Origin of the sequence: uncultured Aquimarina sp. (genome assembly GCF_947495315.1) — a bacterium.
Taxonomy (GTDB): domain Bacteria; phylum Bacteroidota; class Bacteroidia; order Flavobacteriales; family Flavobacteriaceae; genus Aquimarina.
This window is the reverse complement of sequence record NZ_CANLYD010000002.1, coordinates 201,103-219,592: the sequence shown is the minus strand read 5'-3', so window position 1 is coordinate 219,592 and position 18,490 is coordinate 201,103. Positions and strand designations below refer to the sequence as shown.

Genomic DNA, 18,490 nt, shown 5'->3' with positions numbered 1-18,490 from the left:
TTTTTCCTAACAAATATATAACTTATTTAACTATGCTGATTGTTAAGGAATCGGCAATCTTTCTATCATTAGAAAGCCTTGGTAATTTGTTTTGCCCTCCTAGTTTGCCAATAGATTTCATATAGGTGTTAAAGCCATCTTTAGGAACTGTTCTAACTTTGAGAGTTGTCAGCACATTTCCCACTATCAAATCATCGTAATATGTGTTTTGTTTTCGTAAAGAATTATCAATTTGCAAGGCAAATTCTTCTATGTCTTTTGGGTTTTCCTGAAACTCCACAAACCATTCGTGATACGGCAGCTCGGAGTCATCCGGATTAATTTGGGGTGCCACTGTAAATTCTTTGATCATTATTCCTGTTGCTTCTGCCGCTTCTTGTATAGCTTGTTCTACTTCTTTACCAATTACATGTTCTCCAAATGCAGAAATAAAATGCTTAATTCTACCAGAAACCACCAATCTGTAGGGTGAGGTACTCGTAAACATCACTGTATCCCCTATATTGTATGTCCATAATCCAGCATTAGAAGAAATAAGCATCACATAATTCACCCCAACCTCAACATCACCAATCGTTAATCTTTTAGGATTTTCTTCAAAAAACTCATCTGCTTTTACAAATTCATAAAACATTCCTGAATCCAGTTGCAATAACATTCCTTTTTCATTCTGCTTATCCTGAAAAGCAAAAAAACCTTCTGACGCAGGATATAATTCAATGCTGGCAACTTTTCTTCCTATTAACTTCTCGAAGGTAGCTTTATAAGGTTCATAGTTTACACCTCCGTAGATAAACAACTCGAAATTCTTGAACAGCTCTCCAATAGGTTTTCCTTTCTTCTGTTTAAGTTTTTCAAAATACATTTGCACCCAAGGTGGTATTCCACTGATGATTGTCATGTTTTCATCTACAGTTTCTTCGACTATGGCATCTACCTTTGTTTCCCAATCATCAATACAATTAGTTTCCCAGCTTGGTAATCTATTTTTCTGCAGATATTTTGGTACATAATGCGCTACAATTCCTGAAAGTCTTCCTAAATTTATTCCGTTCTTTTCTACGAGTTCCGGACTTCCTTGAAGAAATATCATTTTGCCATCTACAAAAGCAGTTTTTCCGCTTTCTGCTACATAACATAGAATGGCATTTCGCGCAGCTCTGATATGCGTTGGCATAGAATCCGAGGTTAATGGAATATATTTTACTCCACTCGTAGTTCCAGACGTTTTAGCAAAATAAACTGGTTTTCCAGGCCATAGTACATCACTTTCTCCTTTTACAACACGATCTACATATGTACGTAGCTCTTCGTAATCACGGATAGGTACTTTTTTCACAAAATCCTCGTGCGTTTTTATAGTATGGAACCCATGATCTTTACCAAAAGCTGTATTTCTAGCATTCAGTATTAACTTGTTAAAAACCTTTTCTTGGGTTTTTATAGGGTTCTTAGCCCACTTGTTTATCTTTTTACGGATATGTTTTGCAAAAATCTTTGCCCCTAATGATTTAATAGACATTATATGTTGTTATTCAAAATCAATAAATTTTGATGGATCTGTAGGGTATCCATCTCTCCACAATTCAAAATGTAAATGTGGGCCTGTAGAAAGTTCTCCTGTTGATCCAGCAGTTGCAATCACTTCTCCAGCCTTCACTAACTCTCCTTGTTGTTTTGTCAACGAAGCGTTATGCTTGTAAACTGTTAATAAACTATTTCCGTGTTCTAATATGATCACATGGCCCGTTTCTGATGTCCATTCTGCAAAAATTACAGTTCCGGCAGCGGCAGCTTTGATTGGCGTATCTTTTGGTACTGCGACATCAATTGCATAATGCTTTTCATTAACGTTATACTTGGATGTAATACTACCTTTTACTGGTGGAAATAGTGAAAAATCAGTACTTGACTTTTCGCTTTCGAACAAACTGTATTTATCTTCTCTAGAAACTTCTTCTCTAAGTTTCATGTCTTGTTCTGATGGGCTTAGGTCTACTTCTTCTGGGTTTAATTTTTGTGATTGTAGTGCAGAGTCAATATCAAACTCAACTGTCTTAACATCTCCTATCAAGACTTTCTTGATCGATTTATAATATTCCTGATTAACGGTTAATACAGTTTCCAAAGAATCTGCAGTAGAAACCAATCTAGTTGCTTTTTGATTCAGAGATGTTGAAGAATATCCGGGAATATATTCTCTTAATGGTGTAAAAGCAATTAGAATAGTTGTGCAAGAAACTAAAACGATCGAAGTAATCATAACTAATACAAAAACATTAAGTCTTGTTAGTTTAAATGATATTCGCTCCTCGAAGGTATCTTCGTTAAGAATTACTAATCGATACTTGTTTAGTAGTTTTTTGGTAATTCTTTTTTGTTCTTTTTTCTTTTTAGCCATAGATTAATCTACTATCAGGGCAATTGTTTTTGTTACGCAAATATACATATTCTGTTTAGGGATAAAAATGCTAAATTCTACAATATTACCATTTGCCATTTGCCATTTGAATTTACTGGAATAAAATGTTCTTTTTTCACCTCAGTTTCAGAATAAAAATAAACCGTAGCGCTGCTATGATTGATTTTTCTTACTCACTGAGATAAAAAAACCTTAATTTTCTTTTCAAGTAAATTCAAACAACAACTGGTATAAAACGTTATTTAGGTGTGAATAGTCTTATTTGAAGGTGTGAATATTATCACAAAAGGAGTTTTTAGCACTTCAAAAATGTCTTTTTTACCTAAATCTTGTTAACTTTGTAATCTAATTTTAAGATCATGATATCATTAAGTGTATTTTTAGGAATGTTAGGCCCTTGGCAAATCGCATTGATTGTTGCTGTGGTTTTACTTTTATTCGGAGGTAAAAAAATTCCGGAATTGATGAGAGGTTTAGGAAGCGGGATCAAAGAATTTAAAGATGCCTCTAAAGAAGAAGAAGATCCTAATAAAATAGAAGAGAAAAAATAATTTCAACTTTTATTATAATATATAAGAAACCATCCGCCTAAAACGGATGGTTTTCTGGTTTTAGGTTTAACTTGTAATTACTGTTTTTTAATCAACGTATTCATTAACAAAGGATTAATGTAATAATTACTCTTGCCTAATTTGTGTTTATGAATAATATTATCATCTGATAATTTATTTAAATAATTCGAAGCCGTTACACGGCTTATCTTTAGGTCATTTTTTAAAAATTCAATTTTAGTATAAGGCATTTTAAAAAGATGATTTAGTAACTCTTGGCTATAAAACTTATAGTTGTCTCTCAAGATATTTTTCATATACATCATATCTTGTTTTATATCTTTAATAAGATCAATGGTGTGTATAGCGGTTTCTTCCACTGCTTTTATCATAAACAAAATCCATGATTCCCAATTATTATTATCTCGTACATCTTGTAAAAATCGGTAGTAATCTCCTTTATGTTTAATAATGTATCTGCTTAAATATAGAATAGGAATATCTAGTAAATTCTGTAGTACTAAATAAAGAATATTAATAATTCTACCTGTACGCCCATTTCCGTCATAAAAAGGATGTATACTTTCAAACTGAAAATGAATAATTGCCATTTTTACAATAGGGTCATAATCTATGAGTTCATCGTTATTCATAAATTCCACCAGATTCTGCATTAACCGCTGTATCTCATCAGCACTTTGTGGAGGTTCATATACAACTTCTCCAGTTTGCTGATTTTTAAGATTTGTTCCTGGTAATTTTCTAAAACCTGAATTATTCTTTTCTAAAATTCTTTGAATTTCGATAATATTGTTGCCGCTTAATATCTTTCTTTGAGATACTATTGTAAAACCATGTTTGAGCGCCAAACTATAACTTTCAACCTCTTTTGCAGCAGGAGAAATAAACTCTTCGAAACCTAATGAACTTTTATATAATTCATCATGAGTTGTAATTATATTTTCCACCTCAGAACTATCTTTCGCTTCCTGAAATGTAAGTGTATTAATTAGTATTTCTTGTCTTGGAATTGATTGAGCAACACCTTTAAGTTCTGCAAGAGCTCGATGTGCCGTAGAAAGATTTTTTAGTACTTTTTTGGTTTCTGGATCTTCCTTGTACGGAAGATGTAAAGGTTTCCAACTCATATCAATGATTTCCGTATTTCTTTATACGTTACAGTTTTCATGTAAAGATAATCGTATTTTCTTTACATGTCATGGTTTTTATGTAAAGAAAATACGATTATCTTTATGCGTTTTCATAAAGGAAAAATAAATTCAGCCTTATTTCTAATCAATTAATGATAGTTGAATTCTCTTCCTAGGTAAATCTATACTCATTACAGTAACCATCAAGTGCTGGTTTAACTGAACTACCGCATTTACATCACTGATATATTCATTCGCTAGTTTTGAGATATGTATCAACCCGCTTTCCTTAATACCAATATCTACAAAACATCCAAAATTAGTAATGTTATTTACTATTCCGGGTAACTTCATTCCGGCTTTTAGATCATTAATTGTTTTTACATTTGGATCGAATTCAAAAACAGTTGCTTTCTTTCTAGGGTCAACACCTGGTTTTTCTAATTCCTTCACGATATCGTTCAGGGTTGGTAATCCTACATTGTCAGAAATATAATTTTGTAATTTGATGTTGGTAATTGCTGTTTTGTTTCCTATTAATTCTTTTAGCGGGACACCTACATCTTTTGCCATTTTGGATACCAATCTGTATCGTTCGGGATGCACTGCAGAATTATCTAGTGGATTGTTAGGGTCTGTAATTCTCAAAAAAGCCGCTGCTTGTTCATAGGCTTTACCTCCTAATCGCGGAACTTTTTTTAATTCTTCTCTAGATCGTAGTGCTCCATTTTCTGATCGATAGTTTACTATGTTTTCTGCTAGCTTATCTCCTATTCCGGATACATAACTTAATAAAGGTGCGCTGGCGGTATTTACATTAATTCCTACGCTATTTACACAACTCATCACCACTGTATCAAGTTCGTTTTTTAGTTTGGTTTGATCCACATCATGCTGATATTGGCCAACTCCAATTGCTTTGGGATCAATTTTAACTAATTCTGCCAACGGATCTGCCAATCGTCTGCCAATAGATACTGCTCCACGGACTGTTACATCATAATTAGGAAACTCTGCTCTTGCAATTTTAGAAGCTGAATATACAGATGCGCCACTTTCATTAACCATAAACACTTGAATAGGACCATCGAATGGGATTTTTTTGATAAACGCTTCGGTTTCTCTGGCTGCGGTTCCGTTACCTATGGCAATGGCTTCGATTTTATACGCATTTACTAAGGATTTGATCTTTTTTATCCCGTTAGTAGTTTCGCGTTGTGGTGGATGTGGATATATATTTTCATTATGCAATAAATCACCTTGTTTATCTAGGCAAACCACTTTACAACCAGATTTAAAACCAGGATCCAATGCCAGAATGCGTTTCTGTCCTAAAGGAGACGCTAGTAGCAATTGTTTTAGGTTTTGAGCAAAAACTGTGATTGCATTATCATCTGCTTTTTCTTTAGCTTGATTTAATACTTCGGTTGAAATTGCAGGTGTTAACAATCTTTTATACGCATCAGCAATTGCTAGAAACATTTGATCTGTACACGCTTCAATATTAGATTTGATCATAATATCATCTATGATATCTAGTGCATCATTTTCAGGGACCGAAATTTTTACTCTTACTATCTTTTCATTTTCAGCTCTAAGAATAGCCAATAATCTATGTGACGGGCATTTTTGTAATGGTTCTTCCCATTCAAAATATTGTTGATACTTCTGTGCCTCTTCTTCGTCTTTTTTTGTTTTTACTACTGCAGATGATATCGTCGCTCTGCGTTGATATAATCTACGCAGTCTATTTCTTATTTTTTCATCTTCGTTAATCCATTCTGCAATAATATCTCTTGCTCCTTGTAAAGCCAGGTCCTCATTGATAATTGTATCATTTAGGTATTTAGAGGCTACGAATAGAATTTCTTCTTCACGTTGTTGCATTATGATCTTAGCCAGAGGTTCTAACCCTTGTTCTTTTGCAACCGAAGCCTTAGTCTTACGCTTTTTCTTATAAGGTAGATATAGGTCTTCTACTTCAGATAAAGTCTGTGCAGCTTCTATACGTTTCTGTAGTTCTGGTGTTAGGGCTTCTTGTTCTTTGATACTTGCAAGAACGCTTTCTTTTCTTTTTTGTAGGGCTTCAAAAGCGGTTTTATACTTTACAATTTCGCCAATCTCTACCTCATCGAGATTGCCGGTCATTTCTTTACGATATCTAGAAATAAATGGAATTGTAGCTCCATCATCCAGTAATTCGATGGTTTTAGTGATTTGCTTTTCCGAAACAGGAACCTGTTTCGCTATAAAAGAAACAATATTCATTGGTTACATTTTTTGAACCGCTAAATATATTATAAACCTTGTCCAATATCAAAACTTATTGATATCCTCTTTACAATTTTAAAGCTAAGGTTAATCGAATTTAATGGTTTTAATAATCGCTTCTAACTCGAAGATATAATTTCTTTTTCTTACTGATGGTGCCAACACAAAACCTTCTATTACAAACTGCCTGTTGTTAGATACATCATCAATCACATAATTTACAAAAGGGCCTGCCATATATCTGTCTTTAATTTCCCAAGTACCTTTGGTTTCGAGCGTAAATTTGTTATCTAAAGAAGTTTCGAACAAATACGGTGCATACGCTTCTTCGGTAATAAACTTTCCAGAATTGGTAGGAATTTTTAATTGACCTATAGAGTCTCTCACTTCTATGATCTTGGCAATGGTATTAGAGTCTTTTGGTATTGCTCCTAAAGGAAGTTCATAAATCATAAGGTTCATGTCTCCGTTCTTGATGTCCTTACGCAACCAAAAGAATTTATCTTCTTCTTTAGCAATTCGATATGCAGAAGGTATTTTAAGAGTGATTCCCATCTTCTCTTGCAACTGAGGAATATATTCTACTGATTTTTTTATTCTATACTGTTTTTCTTTGGTTTCTACCTTTTTGTATTTAGCAATTATCCCTTCAGATCTTTCTCGAATCAAATGGATAATCTCATCTTCACTGGTGCCAGTAATCACGTAACCCAATTGGGGAGTAGCATATTTATTTTTTGCTACATATACTTTGGACTCTTCTCCTTTTTCTATTTTAAGAAACATTCTCCTTCTTCTGGCGATACCCGTGAAAGCTTCTGTAGGCAATTGTCTCATCGAAAATAATGGTTCTTCTTGTGGTAAACCAGGAACTTCTGCTCCGAAATATTTACGTATGGTATCACCTAAACTACCTGTCCATAACTCATTATCTATTACCACGGATAATTCGTTTATTTTACCCAAAGATTGGGCTAAGGAACCGTCTATTTTTTCTGAAGTGTCTTTTTTAGTTTCTGTACAGCTTACTATACATAATACACAGATGATGGCAAGAGCTAGTTTTTTCATAATACAAATATACTTGGGATGTGCTAATATCAAAATAATAATATCCATATAACGGATATAGTACTCTTTATGACATCATAAATCGTTCCAATTGTATTTTTTAATTAAAAAAAGAAAGTGTCTAGGACTTTGATAGCTTCAACTTCATACCGGGTTTGATTCCTGTACCACTGATATTATTCCAACTTCTAAGGTTTTCGATAGATACTCCTTTAAATTTCTGAGAAATACTCCATAAAGTGTCTCCAGATTTTACGGTATATACTTCAGAGCTTCCTGGGTTAGTGCTTGCAACAGCCGTTTTAGTAGTTGTTTTCTTTTTTGGCCTATCCATCACTGGTCGGCGCGGATATATAGTTAATCGCTGTCCGATTCTAAGATTATTACTACGTAGTCCATTCCATCTTTTTATTTGACTTACACGCACTCCATATCTTCTGGCTATTTTCCCTAAGAAATCGCCGCTTCGTACCCGATATCTGATTCTATCATTAGCTTCGATAAGCTTAGGAAGCGGTTTTTCTCGTTTATTAAATTCTGTCTGCGCCAGCGTGTATATTTGATCTTCGTTCGTTACAAACTTTCCTACTTGATCAAGCGGTAGACGTAGCACATAGTTTTCATCTTTAATATGTGGGATAATATCTAGTTTATATGAAGGGTTTAAAAACTGCAACTCTTCTATATTGATATTCATAACTTCGGAAACCTGATCTAAAGTAATCATCTGTTTTACTTTTATCGTATCCGTTTCGAAATATGCAAATTCTGGTCGTCTAGGCTTAAATCCGTGTTCTTCTGCATATTCAAAAATATACATAGTTGCCAAAAATGCTGGTAGATATCCTGCTGTCTCTCTTGGCAGATTATGCCGTATGTTCCAGTAATTCTTATATCCTCCACTTCGTCTTATTGCTTTAGTTACATTTCCTGGTCCAGAATTGTATGATGCTAATGCCAGATCCCAATCACCAAATACGCGATAAAGGCTGGCCAAGTATTTACAGGCTGCTTGAGTCGCCATAATAGGATCCATACGTTCGTCTACATATGAACTTACTTCTAACCCGAACATTTTTCCGGTTCCGAACATAAATTGCCATAAACCTGTTGCACCAACTCTAGATTTTGCTCTTGGTTTTAATGCGGATTCTACAATTGCCAAATACTTTATTTCTAAAGGGATATTCTGATTGTCTAGTTCTTGTTCGAATAATGGAAAATAAAATTCACTTAAGGCCATTAGTCTTTCTAAATGCTCGTGACGATTCTTAAGGTAATTCTTAATTACACTTTCTAATGAAGGGTTATACTCCACGTTAAATGGAGTACGCGCATTCAATTCTATCAATCTAGCTTTTAATGTATCTGTAGGAAGGTCCACATACTCTACTGGCTCATATTCCAATTCTGTGACTGATTTATAGATTGTATCAAATAAACTAGAATTGTATAATTCTTGTTTCCAAATAGAATCTAATTGTGCCATTTTCGGATGATCCTTCGCAGCATACATCACACTATCTGTAACACTTGTTTTTGTAAACGTTGTGGTTTTCAGTTCGCCTATTGAACTAATCACTTTGGTCGTATCAATTACCTGAACAGTATCTTTTTTTAGTGTAAGCTCTTTATCAAGTGCTAATGTTCTGGAAGCTTTCGTTTTTGTGTTTATGGATGATGGGATGGTATCCTGAGCCTGAAGTGCACCCAGGCAAAAAAGAAAACTAAGATATAACCAACAATTATTATTCATTTTCGGATATTGTTTACAATTACCCAAACTAACGGATATTTTAGGGTGATTAGTACGATCTTTCAACAAGTTATCAACAACACCGCTGCGAAAATCGCATTTTTTTTCTAAAATCCAAAAAATCAACAAGTTAAAAACATAAAAAAATCAGTCTAAATGACTGATTTTTAATAACTTTTAGGTTTATTAAGACTTTTCTTACAGAAATTTGTGTCTTTTGTTAAATAGTAAACAATCTCGAAGAATTAATTTATAGAATTAGATCCCGTTATTCAATGGAATAAGTTCAACTTAATTTCCAATTGCTGCGATACCAGGAAGTGTTTTTCCTTCCAGGCTTTCTAACATTGCTCCACCACCAGTAGAAACATAACTTACTTTATCTCCAAAACCAAACTGTTTTACCGCTGCGACAGAATCACCACCACCTACAAGAGAGAATGCTCCTTTTTCTGTTGCTTCTGCAATCGAATGTCCTAATGTTATTGTTCCATTTGCGAAGTTTTCCATCTCAAATACTCCCAATGGTCCGTTCCAAAGTATCGTTTTGGAATTTAATATCACCTGGTGGAAATTCTTTAATGTTTCCGGTCCTGCATCTAATCCTTGCCATCCATCCGGAATTGCATCTACACTCATAGCTCTAGTATTCGCATTATTATCGAAAGCATCGGCACCAATTACATCAACTGGCAAGTGTATTTGTACTCCCTTTTCTTTTGCTTTTTTCAAAATTTCCAGCGCTAATTCTTGCTTATCATCTTCACAGATAGAATCACCTATTTTTCCTCCTTGCGCTTTGATAAATGTATATGTCATTCCACCCCCTATAATAAGATGATCTACTTTATCTAAAATGTTTTCTATAATAGTAATTTTAGAAGAAACCTTAGATCCACCTAAAACTGCTGTAATCGGTTTTTCTCCACTCTTTAGTACCTTATTGATACTTTCTATTTCTTTTGCTAACAGACTTCCGAAGCATTTGTTTTCCGGAAAAAATTGCGCTACGATCGTTGTTGATGCATGCGCTCTGTGCGCAGTACCAAAAGCATCGTTTATATAAATATCTCCTAATTTTGATAATTGCTCAGCAAAACCAGTATCTCCAGCAGTTTCTTCTTTATGAAACCTTAGATTTTCCAGTAATAATACTTCACCAGGGTTTAATTGTGCTACTGCATCTTCTGCTTCTTGACCAACACAATTGGTTACAAATTTTACTTGTACACCTATTACTTGTGATACCTCATCTACAATGTGATTTAACGAAAACTCATCTTGAACTCCTTTCGGACGACCCAAATGAGACATTAAAACAGCGCTTCCACCATCTTCTAGTACTTTAATAATTGTTGGTTTAGCAGCTTCAATTCTGGTATTGTCAGTTACCTTAAAATTTTCATCTAGAGGAACATTAAAATCTACTCGAATTAATGCTTTTTTATTTTCAAAATTGAAATCGTTGATTGTCTTCATCGGATTGGATTGATTTTTCGCAAACGAAAATAATTCTATTTCCTTAAAAACACTGAAAACTAATAGAAAAAGTCGTCTATTTTTTTTACAAACTTCCACTTTTATCGATTTTTAGCAAAAAGATGCTTTTCAATGAAAAAATCACATTTTATTTATCTCTAATTATATCCAAACCGGTCTGTAGATATTGTATGCTATTATATTAAAAATGAAAATTAATTCCACGATTAGTTTTTATATCCCTCATTCATGTTTCTCCCCAAGGGAGAAATGATAAAAGGTTAGTGGAATTAATTTTTTTAACCTTTATATAAATTATATTTGCTCTATGCTTTTTTCAGAAATATTAGGACTTACACATATTAAGAGCTACCTAACTACTAGTGTAGAACGAGGTCGTATTCCGCATGCGCAACTTTTTGTTGGTCCTAATGGCAGTGGTACCTTACCCATGGCAATCGCCTATGCTCAATATATTTTATGTCAAAATAAGGATGGCGAAAACACTGGGGGTATCCAATCTTGTAATCTAAAATTTGATCATCTCGCACATCCTGATTTACATTTTGCATATCCTGTTGCCACCAATGATAAGGTAAAAAAACATCCTACTGCAAATCACTTTGCTGAAGAATGGCGAACCTTTATAAAAGAAAATCCATACGGAAGCATTTTTGACTGGTATCTTTTGCTGGGAATCGAAAAAAAACAGGGTCAAATTGGTGTAGACGAAGCATTAGAGGTAGTAAAAAAACTGTCTTTAAAAAGTTACGAGGGTGGTTATAAAGTAATGTTGATATGGATGGCGAATAAAATGAATATCGCCGCTTCTAACAAATTGCTAAAGTTAATCGAAGAACCACCGGAAAGAACAGTTTTTATTCTGATTGCTGAGGATGAAGAACAATTGATACAAACCATAAGATCCAGATGTCAGGTTTTACATTTCCCTCCTTTGGGTGAGCAAGTAATTAAAGACGCCGTAAAAGCATCCGAAGGTATCTCTGATGCAGAAGCATTAAAGGTTGCACATCAGGCTAATGGTGACTATAGTAAAGCATTACATTTATTGCATCACGATGGTGGTGATGAGCAGTTTGAGGATTGGTTTATACAATGGGTTCGAACAGCTTTTAGAGCAAAAGGCAATAAATCTGCTGTTAATGATTTGATTAATTGGAGTGAATCCATCGCGAGTTCTGGAAGAGAAACACAAAAGAAATTTCTAAATTATTGTCTAGATTTTTTCAGACAAGCATTGTTATTAAATTATGGAGCTGATGATCTTGTATTTTTAGAACCTCAAACCAGTGGTTTTAAGCTTCAGAATTTTGCTCCTTTTATTCATGGAGCTAACATTATGGATATCAGTAATGAGCTTCAGGATGCTATTTATCATATCGAGCGGAATGGTAATGCTAAAATTATTCTAACTGATTTATCCATTAAGTTAACACGGTTGCTTCATAAAAAAGCTGTATAAGGCTTTATTTAATATTTTTTATTCTTATTCTTTATTACGAATTTTAGAATTCGTTATTTTTTCAAAACTAAACTCGACTTCATGGATAATTTTATGACTCACATTGTTTCTATTACAATCTTATTATTCTTACTTATCACTTTTTTACAATCTGGTATTGACAAAATTACAGATTGGAAGGGAAACCTAAGCTGGTTAAAAGATCATTTCTCTGCTACTTTTTTAGGTACTATTGTTCCACTACTGTTGGGTACCATACTGATCATCGAAATGATTACCGCAATATTTTGCATTATGGGTATTTATTATTTGATTATCGATAATCATACTGGTTTTGCGATTGGAGCTATGTTTTCTGCATGTATAACACTGTTAATGCTTCTTTTTGGCCAACGCGTTGCTAAGGACTATCAAGGAGCCTTAACCATAACTTGTTACTTTATAGTGGCTGTTTTTGGACTATATCTGGTAAATTCTTAAAAGGTTTAAAAAAAAGAGCACTAAAAAAAGTGCTCTTTTGTTAATTCTACGTAATATTTTTCTTATTCTACTCTTTCAGTAGTTTAATAATTGTTCTAATTCCTGTCATAGTTTCAACTTCAGTAAAATAAACTCCCTTTTCGAGATGACTAATATCAAAAGTTTTTTGGGATGTTTCTAATACCGTCTTTCCAGATACATCAAAAACTCTAATACTTCTCACTTCGATGTTGATATTAACCATTGTATCTCCAGGGTTTGGATACAGGTTAACATTCGGATTTAAAATATCTTCTACGCCAAGAACACTAGCATTTGCTCTAAAGTAGTATACTTGTGTACTAACCCTAGATCTGGTATTGAATGTAATAACAACTCTATATTCTCCAGGTTCGGTAATTACACAGCCGGTGCCAGTTTCGAAATCAAACCAATCAGAACTACAACTATCATCGGTTGTTGGGCACGTTTCATCTAGAGGTCTATTACAAGAAATATCATCCAATTGTTGCCAAACAATTGATAATACATTTGTAAAAGGTACATCTAAAACTTCTCCGTTTTCGTCCTGAATTGTAATTACAGGATAGCTTTGCCCGGTAATTGTGCAGAAAAGAATTTCTTCTGCATAATCCAGAATTGGATTTTCTTCAGTAGTTTCTACTGTTACCGTTTGATAATAATAACATCCATTACTATCTATAACTCTAACCTTGTAATCTCCTGCTGTATTTACTAATAGTATATTACTGCTTTGAGCGGAAATAATCACAGAATTATCTATAGCATCTAACAACTCATAAGTATATCCTCCAATTCCACCAGATGCATTTACAACGATTACTCCATCATCATTTGTAGACACTGGTGTAACTTCTAATTGTATTTCCACAACCGATTGATTGATGGTAATATCGGAAACATTTAATGTACACCCATTTGCGTCCTGCACCTGTACAATATAGTTTCCAGATACCAAACCATCAAAAACATGCTGTCCAGCTACCCCATCTATATCATCCTGTAAAAAGATAAATAATGGGTTAGAATCACTATCATATAAAGAATAAATATATGGAGCAGTCCCACCATCAACAGTAACCGTTATAGAGCCATTTTCGATACCATTACAGGTTGTTACATCCTGAGATGTTAAAGATACTGAAAGCTCTGATGGTTCAGTTATAGTAATACTATTAGTGACCAGACTACAGAATGGAGCCTCTAACGATTCCACAAGAATCTCATAGATTCCTGTCGCAAGGTTATTAATCAATAATGGATCGTTTGTAGTATTCGCAAAACTTGATATTACAGCAGTATTGGTTACTGTATTAGTTACTGTATAGTTATAGGATCCTACATACCCTGTTACATTTAGATCAATTGTACCTGTACTCGTTCCATAACAAATAATATCTGATACTAAACTGGCACTAGCTTCTATGGTATCAAATGGTAAAACCACATACGGAGCGGAATCAATAGAACATCCCGTATCTAGATCAGTTATTCTAAAGGTGTAATCTCCCACTGATGATAAATTGAAATTTGCAGAAATCGCTCCCAATCCATCAGTTTCTGTGATTATCTGAATATCAGGGCCTCCTTCAGGCAATACATCGAATTCATATCCTGTATTGTTTTCTCCTATATTGTTAATTGATACTGACACGACCTCTGCAGAGTTGACACACGTAATCCTATCAATCAATGTAACTGCGGGATTGGTCAAAGCAGGTGGTGTTTCAATAAAAATATCCGTAGATGATGTACATCCTTCCATAGAACCTATTCCGCTATCAATGACGGATATATTATATATTATTCCAGCAGAAATACCAGTAAATACATTCCCATTTACACCATTTAAGGTTACAACACTTCCTGTGGCATCCGTTAATTCAAAAGTAAAATTATCTGGATTTATAGTAAAATCAGAACCTCCTGATACCGTAACTGTAATTACTCCATCAAAATTTTGACACGTAGGTTGAACCGTTACTTGGGCATCTACGATTAATTCTTCAAAAACAGTAATCGTTTCAATATTGGAAGAACAACCATTTTGGTCGTATACTGTAACTGTATAATTTCCAGGAGTTGTGACTATAAATTGATGTTCATTATTTGTTATATTACCAGGCACCTGAACCCCATCATTTAATTGATATGTTAACTGACCAATACCACTAGCAGTAGCAGTAAATGAATAATTACCATCAAATAAGCAAGGGTCATCAACAAATAAGGGTAATGGGTTTAATATAGGGGCTACATTTGTAGTAATCGTAACATCTAAAGGCCCAAAACCACACCCATTAGCATCTTGTACATAAATATCCCAATCCAAACCTATAGTAGGGTCCAACATTAGTATATTATTTTCTGCATAAATTGATGGTGCTGCTATACCATCTAAAACGAATGCATATTGATACGGAGCTGTTCCTCCTTGTCCATTTACAACTAGTTCTGACAAAGTATTACAATTGGCTGGTGTTTGGGATACAATTACTGCATGGAGAGGGTTAGGTTCTGTTACCACAACATTCTCTACAAAATTACAAGTACCATCAGAAGAAGTTACTTCAATTATATAATTACCTGCCGGTAAATTAGTAAAAACAAAATCATTATTATTGGTTTGCACTTGCTCGATTATGATTCCTGTAAATGCATCTGATAACCTATAAAAATATGGTTCTATTCCATCTACTACAGATATCTGTACTTGTCCTAAATCACCTTCACATAGTATATCAAAAGTACTTACTGTCACAACAGGATCAATAGCAGGAACATTAATTGTAGCTGTAAATTCACATCCCAGTGAAGTTGTGTCGATTGCATAAACTGTTACATCTCCAGCTGTAGAAATTGGAAAAATTCCCGTAGTATTGGTATACGGTCCTCCAGAAGTCAAACTAAATCCAAAATTAGTAGGGACATTTACCACGCTCACACTACCATCGCTACCACATCCGATAGGGTTCATGGTTAACTCTGGTTGATAATCATTCTTAGACACACTAAAATAAAATGGTACAATACATCCACCATCAAACTCCGCAAGAATTCTATAATCACCAGATTCTGAAACTGTGTAATTTGGAGTGTCTCCATCTGTAACTTCCACCCAATTGACATCTGTACAATTACCATCTAATAGTGAACAAGGGTCATTAGCATCTAGCACACAAGATCCTGAAGGGGTTAATCGTTGCCAAGAAACATTATCAAAATTAGTTTCTAACAGCATTGTTTGATCACCACATAGTAAGATTTGCGGAATGGAAACACCACTACAATCTTCTGACACTACCGTTGCACCGTTTACGTAATCTAAAATAGGATTCTGTATGTCTCTAATATCCTGAACAACAAATTCTTCAGTCAGTGTCATACACTGAGGATCTATTCCATCTACATCCTCTTTTATCACAGTATATAAACCGCCTTGAGGAATCGGAACCTGATAGAAATTTACAGTTGTTACTACAGGTGTAGCAATTCCGGGACCTGACCATGTATATTGATTATAACCAGTACCTGCTGTTAATAATAAATCATTATTACAAATACCAACATTTATTTCACACGCAGGAACATTTACTAAAACGTTAGCAATGTTGCCTCCCACATTCCCACAGGCTCCTGAAGGAACATTACCCGATGTGCTTACTTCTATACCCGAAATTGAACCAGTATATGACACATCTAAAGAATTTTGAATACTATTAGAACAGACATCTCTTAATTCTTCGCAACTTGACACTACTTGTACTCTAAATCGAATGAAAATAGGGGCATCCCCTTCTCCTACAGGATCGTCATTAGAGGTTTCAACTAAACTTGAAGGTATATTAAATTGTAATACTCCTGGTGATATCTCTACATATGTTACTCCTGATGGTAATGTAGCGTCGACAACTCCTAATAAATTTGTATTAGCCGGAAGCATATCAGTTATTATTAAGGATCCATCAACCAAATCCTCATTTCCAATATTTTCTATTTCTAAATCATAAAAAATCTCATCTCCTGGTTCCACATTTCCTCCTGTGATTTCGGTTATACCATCAGCGTCAAAAACTCGTTGTACCACGCTAAGTTCCGGCTCTATAATAGTAGTGGAAAAAGAATTTAAGAAAACGCTAAACCTATCTCTATCTGTTTTTAATTGAAATATTGCTGAAGTTTGGGCATTTCCAATAATTGAATTTCCCGGATTTGGAATATCAAAAATATCTACATCAAATCCTTGAGTATTTTGCGAATTAGGAGTTCTATCCGTGATATATGCTCCATCTGACGAGATCGAACTATTAAAAAAGTTTGTAGATGGATTTGCTGTGCCCAGTCCTTGTCCTAATGCGGTATAATTACCACTTGTATTCAATACGTTTAGTTGGTCTCCATTTAAACTAAAATCACCTTCCAAAGATGCTACCCCATAACGTACAGCCACTGGTTGATTTCCTTGTGGTGTAGTAAATCCACTATATGTAAACTCTACTGGTGCACCTCCACTAAATATCTGAGTAAATCCATCACTAACACTTATATATTTTGTCTCATCTTGCGGGTCTTCATATACAGCTACTAATACCCAACCTCCACAGGCTCCATCTCCACCACTGGTAAATCCTTGAGTAGCATTCATATCTGCCACGGTATATGTGCCAAAAAGATTATCCTGATCCAATAGTCCAGTAACATCAGCATAACACACATACGGTAATTCATCTATAGCAGTATCTCCCAAAGGATTTGTTGGTGTATTACTATACCCATCAAAAACAACGCTATTAGCTGTAACATCTACATAAGTGCCACCTGGAACCTTAAATTTTATATTTCTAAAATCTGCAGGACCTTGTTTTCTTGAATCGATTAGAGGTAAACCTGTTAAAAAATCATCTCCTTGATCTGTTGATAAAGTGGCTAAAACAACATTGGTCTCCGCTTCTAGAAGTGTTACTATATCCCCGCCAGTGAAATTGGCATTTGTTATATCATCATTTCCTATAGAAACGGATGGAATGTTTATTACAGGACCATTACCAGTTAGTCTTGGCAAAAAACCTCCGTCGTTAACAATAACAACTCCCACAGCTCCTGCGTTCTGGGCATTCACAACTTTTTCTCTTAAAAAACAACTGCCTCCATCTCTAATAACAGCGATATTGCCTGTTAATTCTGAGGCATTGGTGATATTACATCCATCAACCGGCTGTGCAACTACTAGATAAGAGGTTACAGGACTTAATTGTATATCGGAATTGTCATTATCAAACTCAGAGTTTCTTACTATATACTGTTGTGCTAAAGGGCCATTATTAATAATTAAGGCCGTATTAGTGTCAGCAAAACTTCCAATTTCGTCATCTATAAAATTATTTGGAGTACTCGCCCTAGCCATATAATAATTTGCTGACCAATACAACCCGGCATATACTAGTGTACTGCACTCTTCATTGGGAGCGGATAAACCTGCTTCACTAGAACTAAAAGTAGTAGGGTCATTGTCTACATCTATATATGCAGTCACAAAATTACCATTATTGTCTGTGTCATTGTAATTTCTATTAGGATCCATAAATCTGTTTCCATCATCGTCTTCAATAACTCCGACAATATCATTACCAGTCATAATCAAATCTCCTTTAACGCCTGAAATAGATTTTCTGATCTGAAAAGGAACTGTTTCTTGACTAAAAATTGATGTGCTTGACCATATCAAGCACATTAATAATACTCCACAATGTAATTTTTTCTTCATTCTTCGTCTTCTATTAATGTATTGTAAAATCTTTATTATTA

Annotated in this window: 11 protein-coding genes; 3 read left to right on the top strand and 8 right to left on the bottom strand. The window is 34.4% G+C overall.

What is annotated here, in order from left to right; translation table 11 throughout:
• Positions 1 to 22 precede the first annotated feature (22 nt).
• On the bottom strand, positions 23 to 1,522 hold the full coding sequence (locus Q0910_RS04335) for a GH3 auxin-responsive promoter family protein (RefSeq protein ID WP_299212961.1): 1,500 nt from the start codon (positions 1,520 to 1,522) through the stop codon (positions 23 to 25).
• A gap of 9 nt (positions 1,523 to 1,531) precedes the next feature.
• Positions 1,532 to 2,401, bottom strand: coding sequence for a M23 family metallopeptidase (locus Q0910_RS04330; RefSeq protein WP_118459712.1), 870 nt, complete (start codon positions 2,399 to 2,401; stop codon positions 1,532 to 1,534).
• Positions 2,402 to 2,781: 380 nt separating this feature from the next.
• Here Q0910_RS04330 and tatA point away from each other — a divergent pair, with 380 nt between their 5' ends.
• Entirely contained in the window at positions 2,782 to 2,973 is a 192-nt protein-coding gene (gene tatA / locus Q0910_RS04325) for a twin-arginine translocase TatA/TatE family subunit (protein WP_299212959.1), read from the top strand.
• A gap of 77 nt (positions 2,974 to 3,050) precedes the next feature.
• On the opposite strand, the gene Q0910_RS04320 is transcribed toward tatA, so the two are convergent.
• From Q0910_RS04320 to Q0910_RS04300, 5 genes are all read right to left on the bottom strand, one after another.
• Positions 3,051 to 4,121, bottom strand: a complete 1,071-nt coding sequence (locus Q0910_RS04320) for a Fic family protein (RefSeq protein ID WP_299212957.1) — start codon at positions 4,119 to 4,121, stop codon at positions 3,051 to 3,053.
• A 144-nt stretch (positions 4,122 to 4,265) separates the two neighbouring features.
• Complete coding sequence (locus tag Q0910_RS04315; RefSeq protein ID WP_299212955.1) at positions 4,266 to 6,392, bottom strand: Tex family protein; 2,127 nt, start codon at positions 6,390 to 6,392, stop codon at positions 4,266 to 4,268.
• Between the two features lie 90 nt (positions 6,393 to 6,482).
• Positions 6,483 to 7,466, bottom strand: a complete 984-nt coding sequence (locus Q0910_RS04310) for a DUF4837 family protein (protein WP_299212954.1) — start codon at positions 7,464 to 7,466, stop codon at positions 6,483 to 6,485.
• A gap of 121 nt (positions 7,467 to 7,587) precedes the next feature.
• The gene (locus tag Q0910_RS04305; protein WP_299212952.1) at positions 7,588 to 9,222 is read right to left on the bottom strand and encodes a LysM peptidoglycan-binding domain-containing protein; all 1,635 of its coding nucleotides are present in this window, start codon (positions 9,220 to 9,222) and stop codon (positions 7,588 to 7,590) included.
• Between the two features lie 291 nt (positions 9,223 to 9,513).
• Positions 9,514 to 10,701, bottom strand: coding sequence for a phosphoglycerate kinase (locus tag Q0910_RS04300; RefSeq protein WP_299212950.1), 1,188 nt, complete (start codon positions 10,699 to 10,701; stop codon positions 9,514 to 9,516).
• A 328-nt stretch (positions 10,702 to 11,029) separates the two neighbouring features.
• On the opposite strand from Q0910_RS04300, the gene Q0910_RS04295 reads away from it, so the two are divergent.
• Both Q0910_RS04295 and Q0910_RS04290 read left to right on the top strand, forming a co-directional pair.
• Complete coding sequence (locus tag Q0910_RS04295; RefSeq protein ID WP_299212948.1) at positions 11,030 to 12,184, top strand: DNA polymerase III subunit; 1,155 nt, start codon at positions 11,030 to 11,032, stop codon at positions 12,182 to 12,184.
• A gap of 81 nt (positions 12,185 to 12,265) precedes the next feature.
• On the top strand, positions 12,266 to 12,664 hold the full coding sequence (locus tag Q0910_RS04290; RefSeq protein ID WP_299212946.1) for a DoxX family protein: 399 nt from the start codon (positions 12,266 to 12,268) through the stop codon (positions 12,662 to 12,664).
• A gap of 67 nt (positions 12,665 to 12,731) precedes the next feature.
• Here Q0910_RS04290 and Q0910_RS04285 read toward each other — a convergent pair whose 3' ends face one another.
• Entirely contained in the window at positions 12,732 to 18,449 is a 5,718-nt protein-coding gene (locus Q0910_RS04285) for a PA domain-containing protein (protein ID WP_299212944.1), read from the bottom strand.
• Positions 18,450 to 18,490 lie beyond the last annotated feature (41 nt).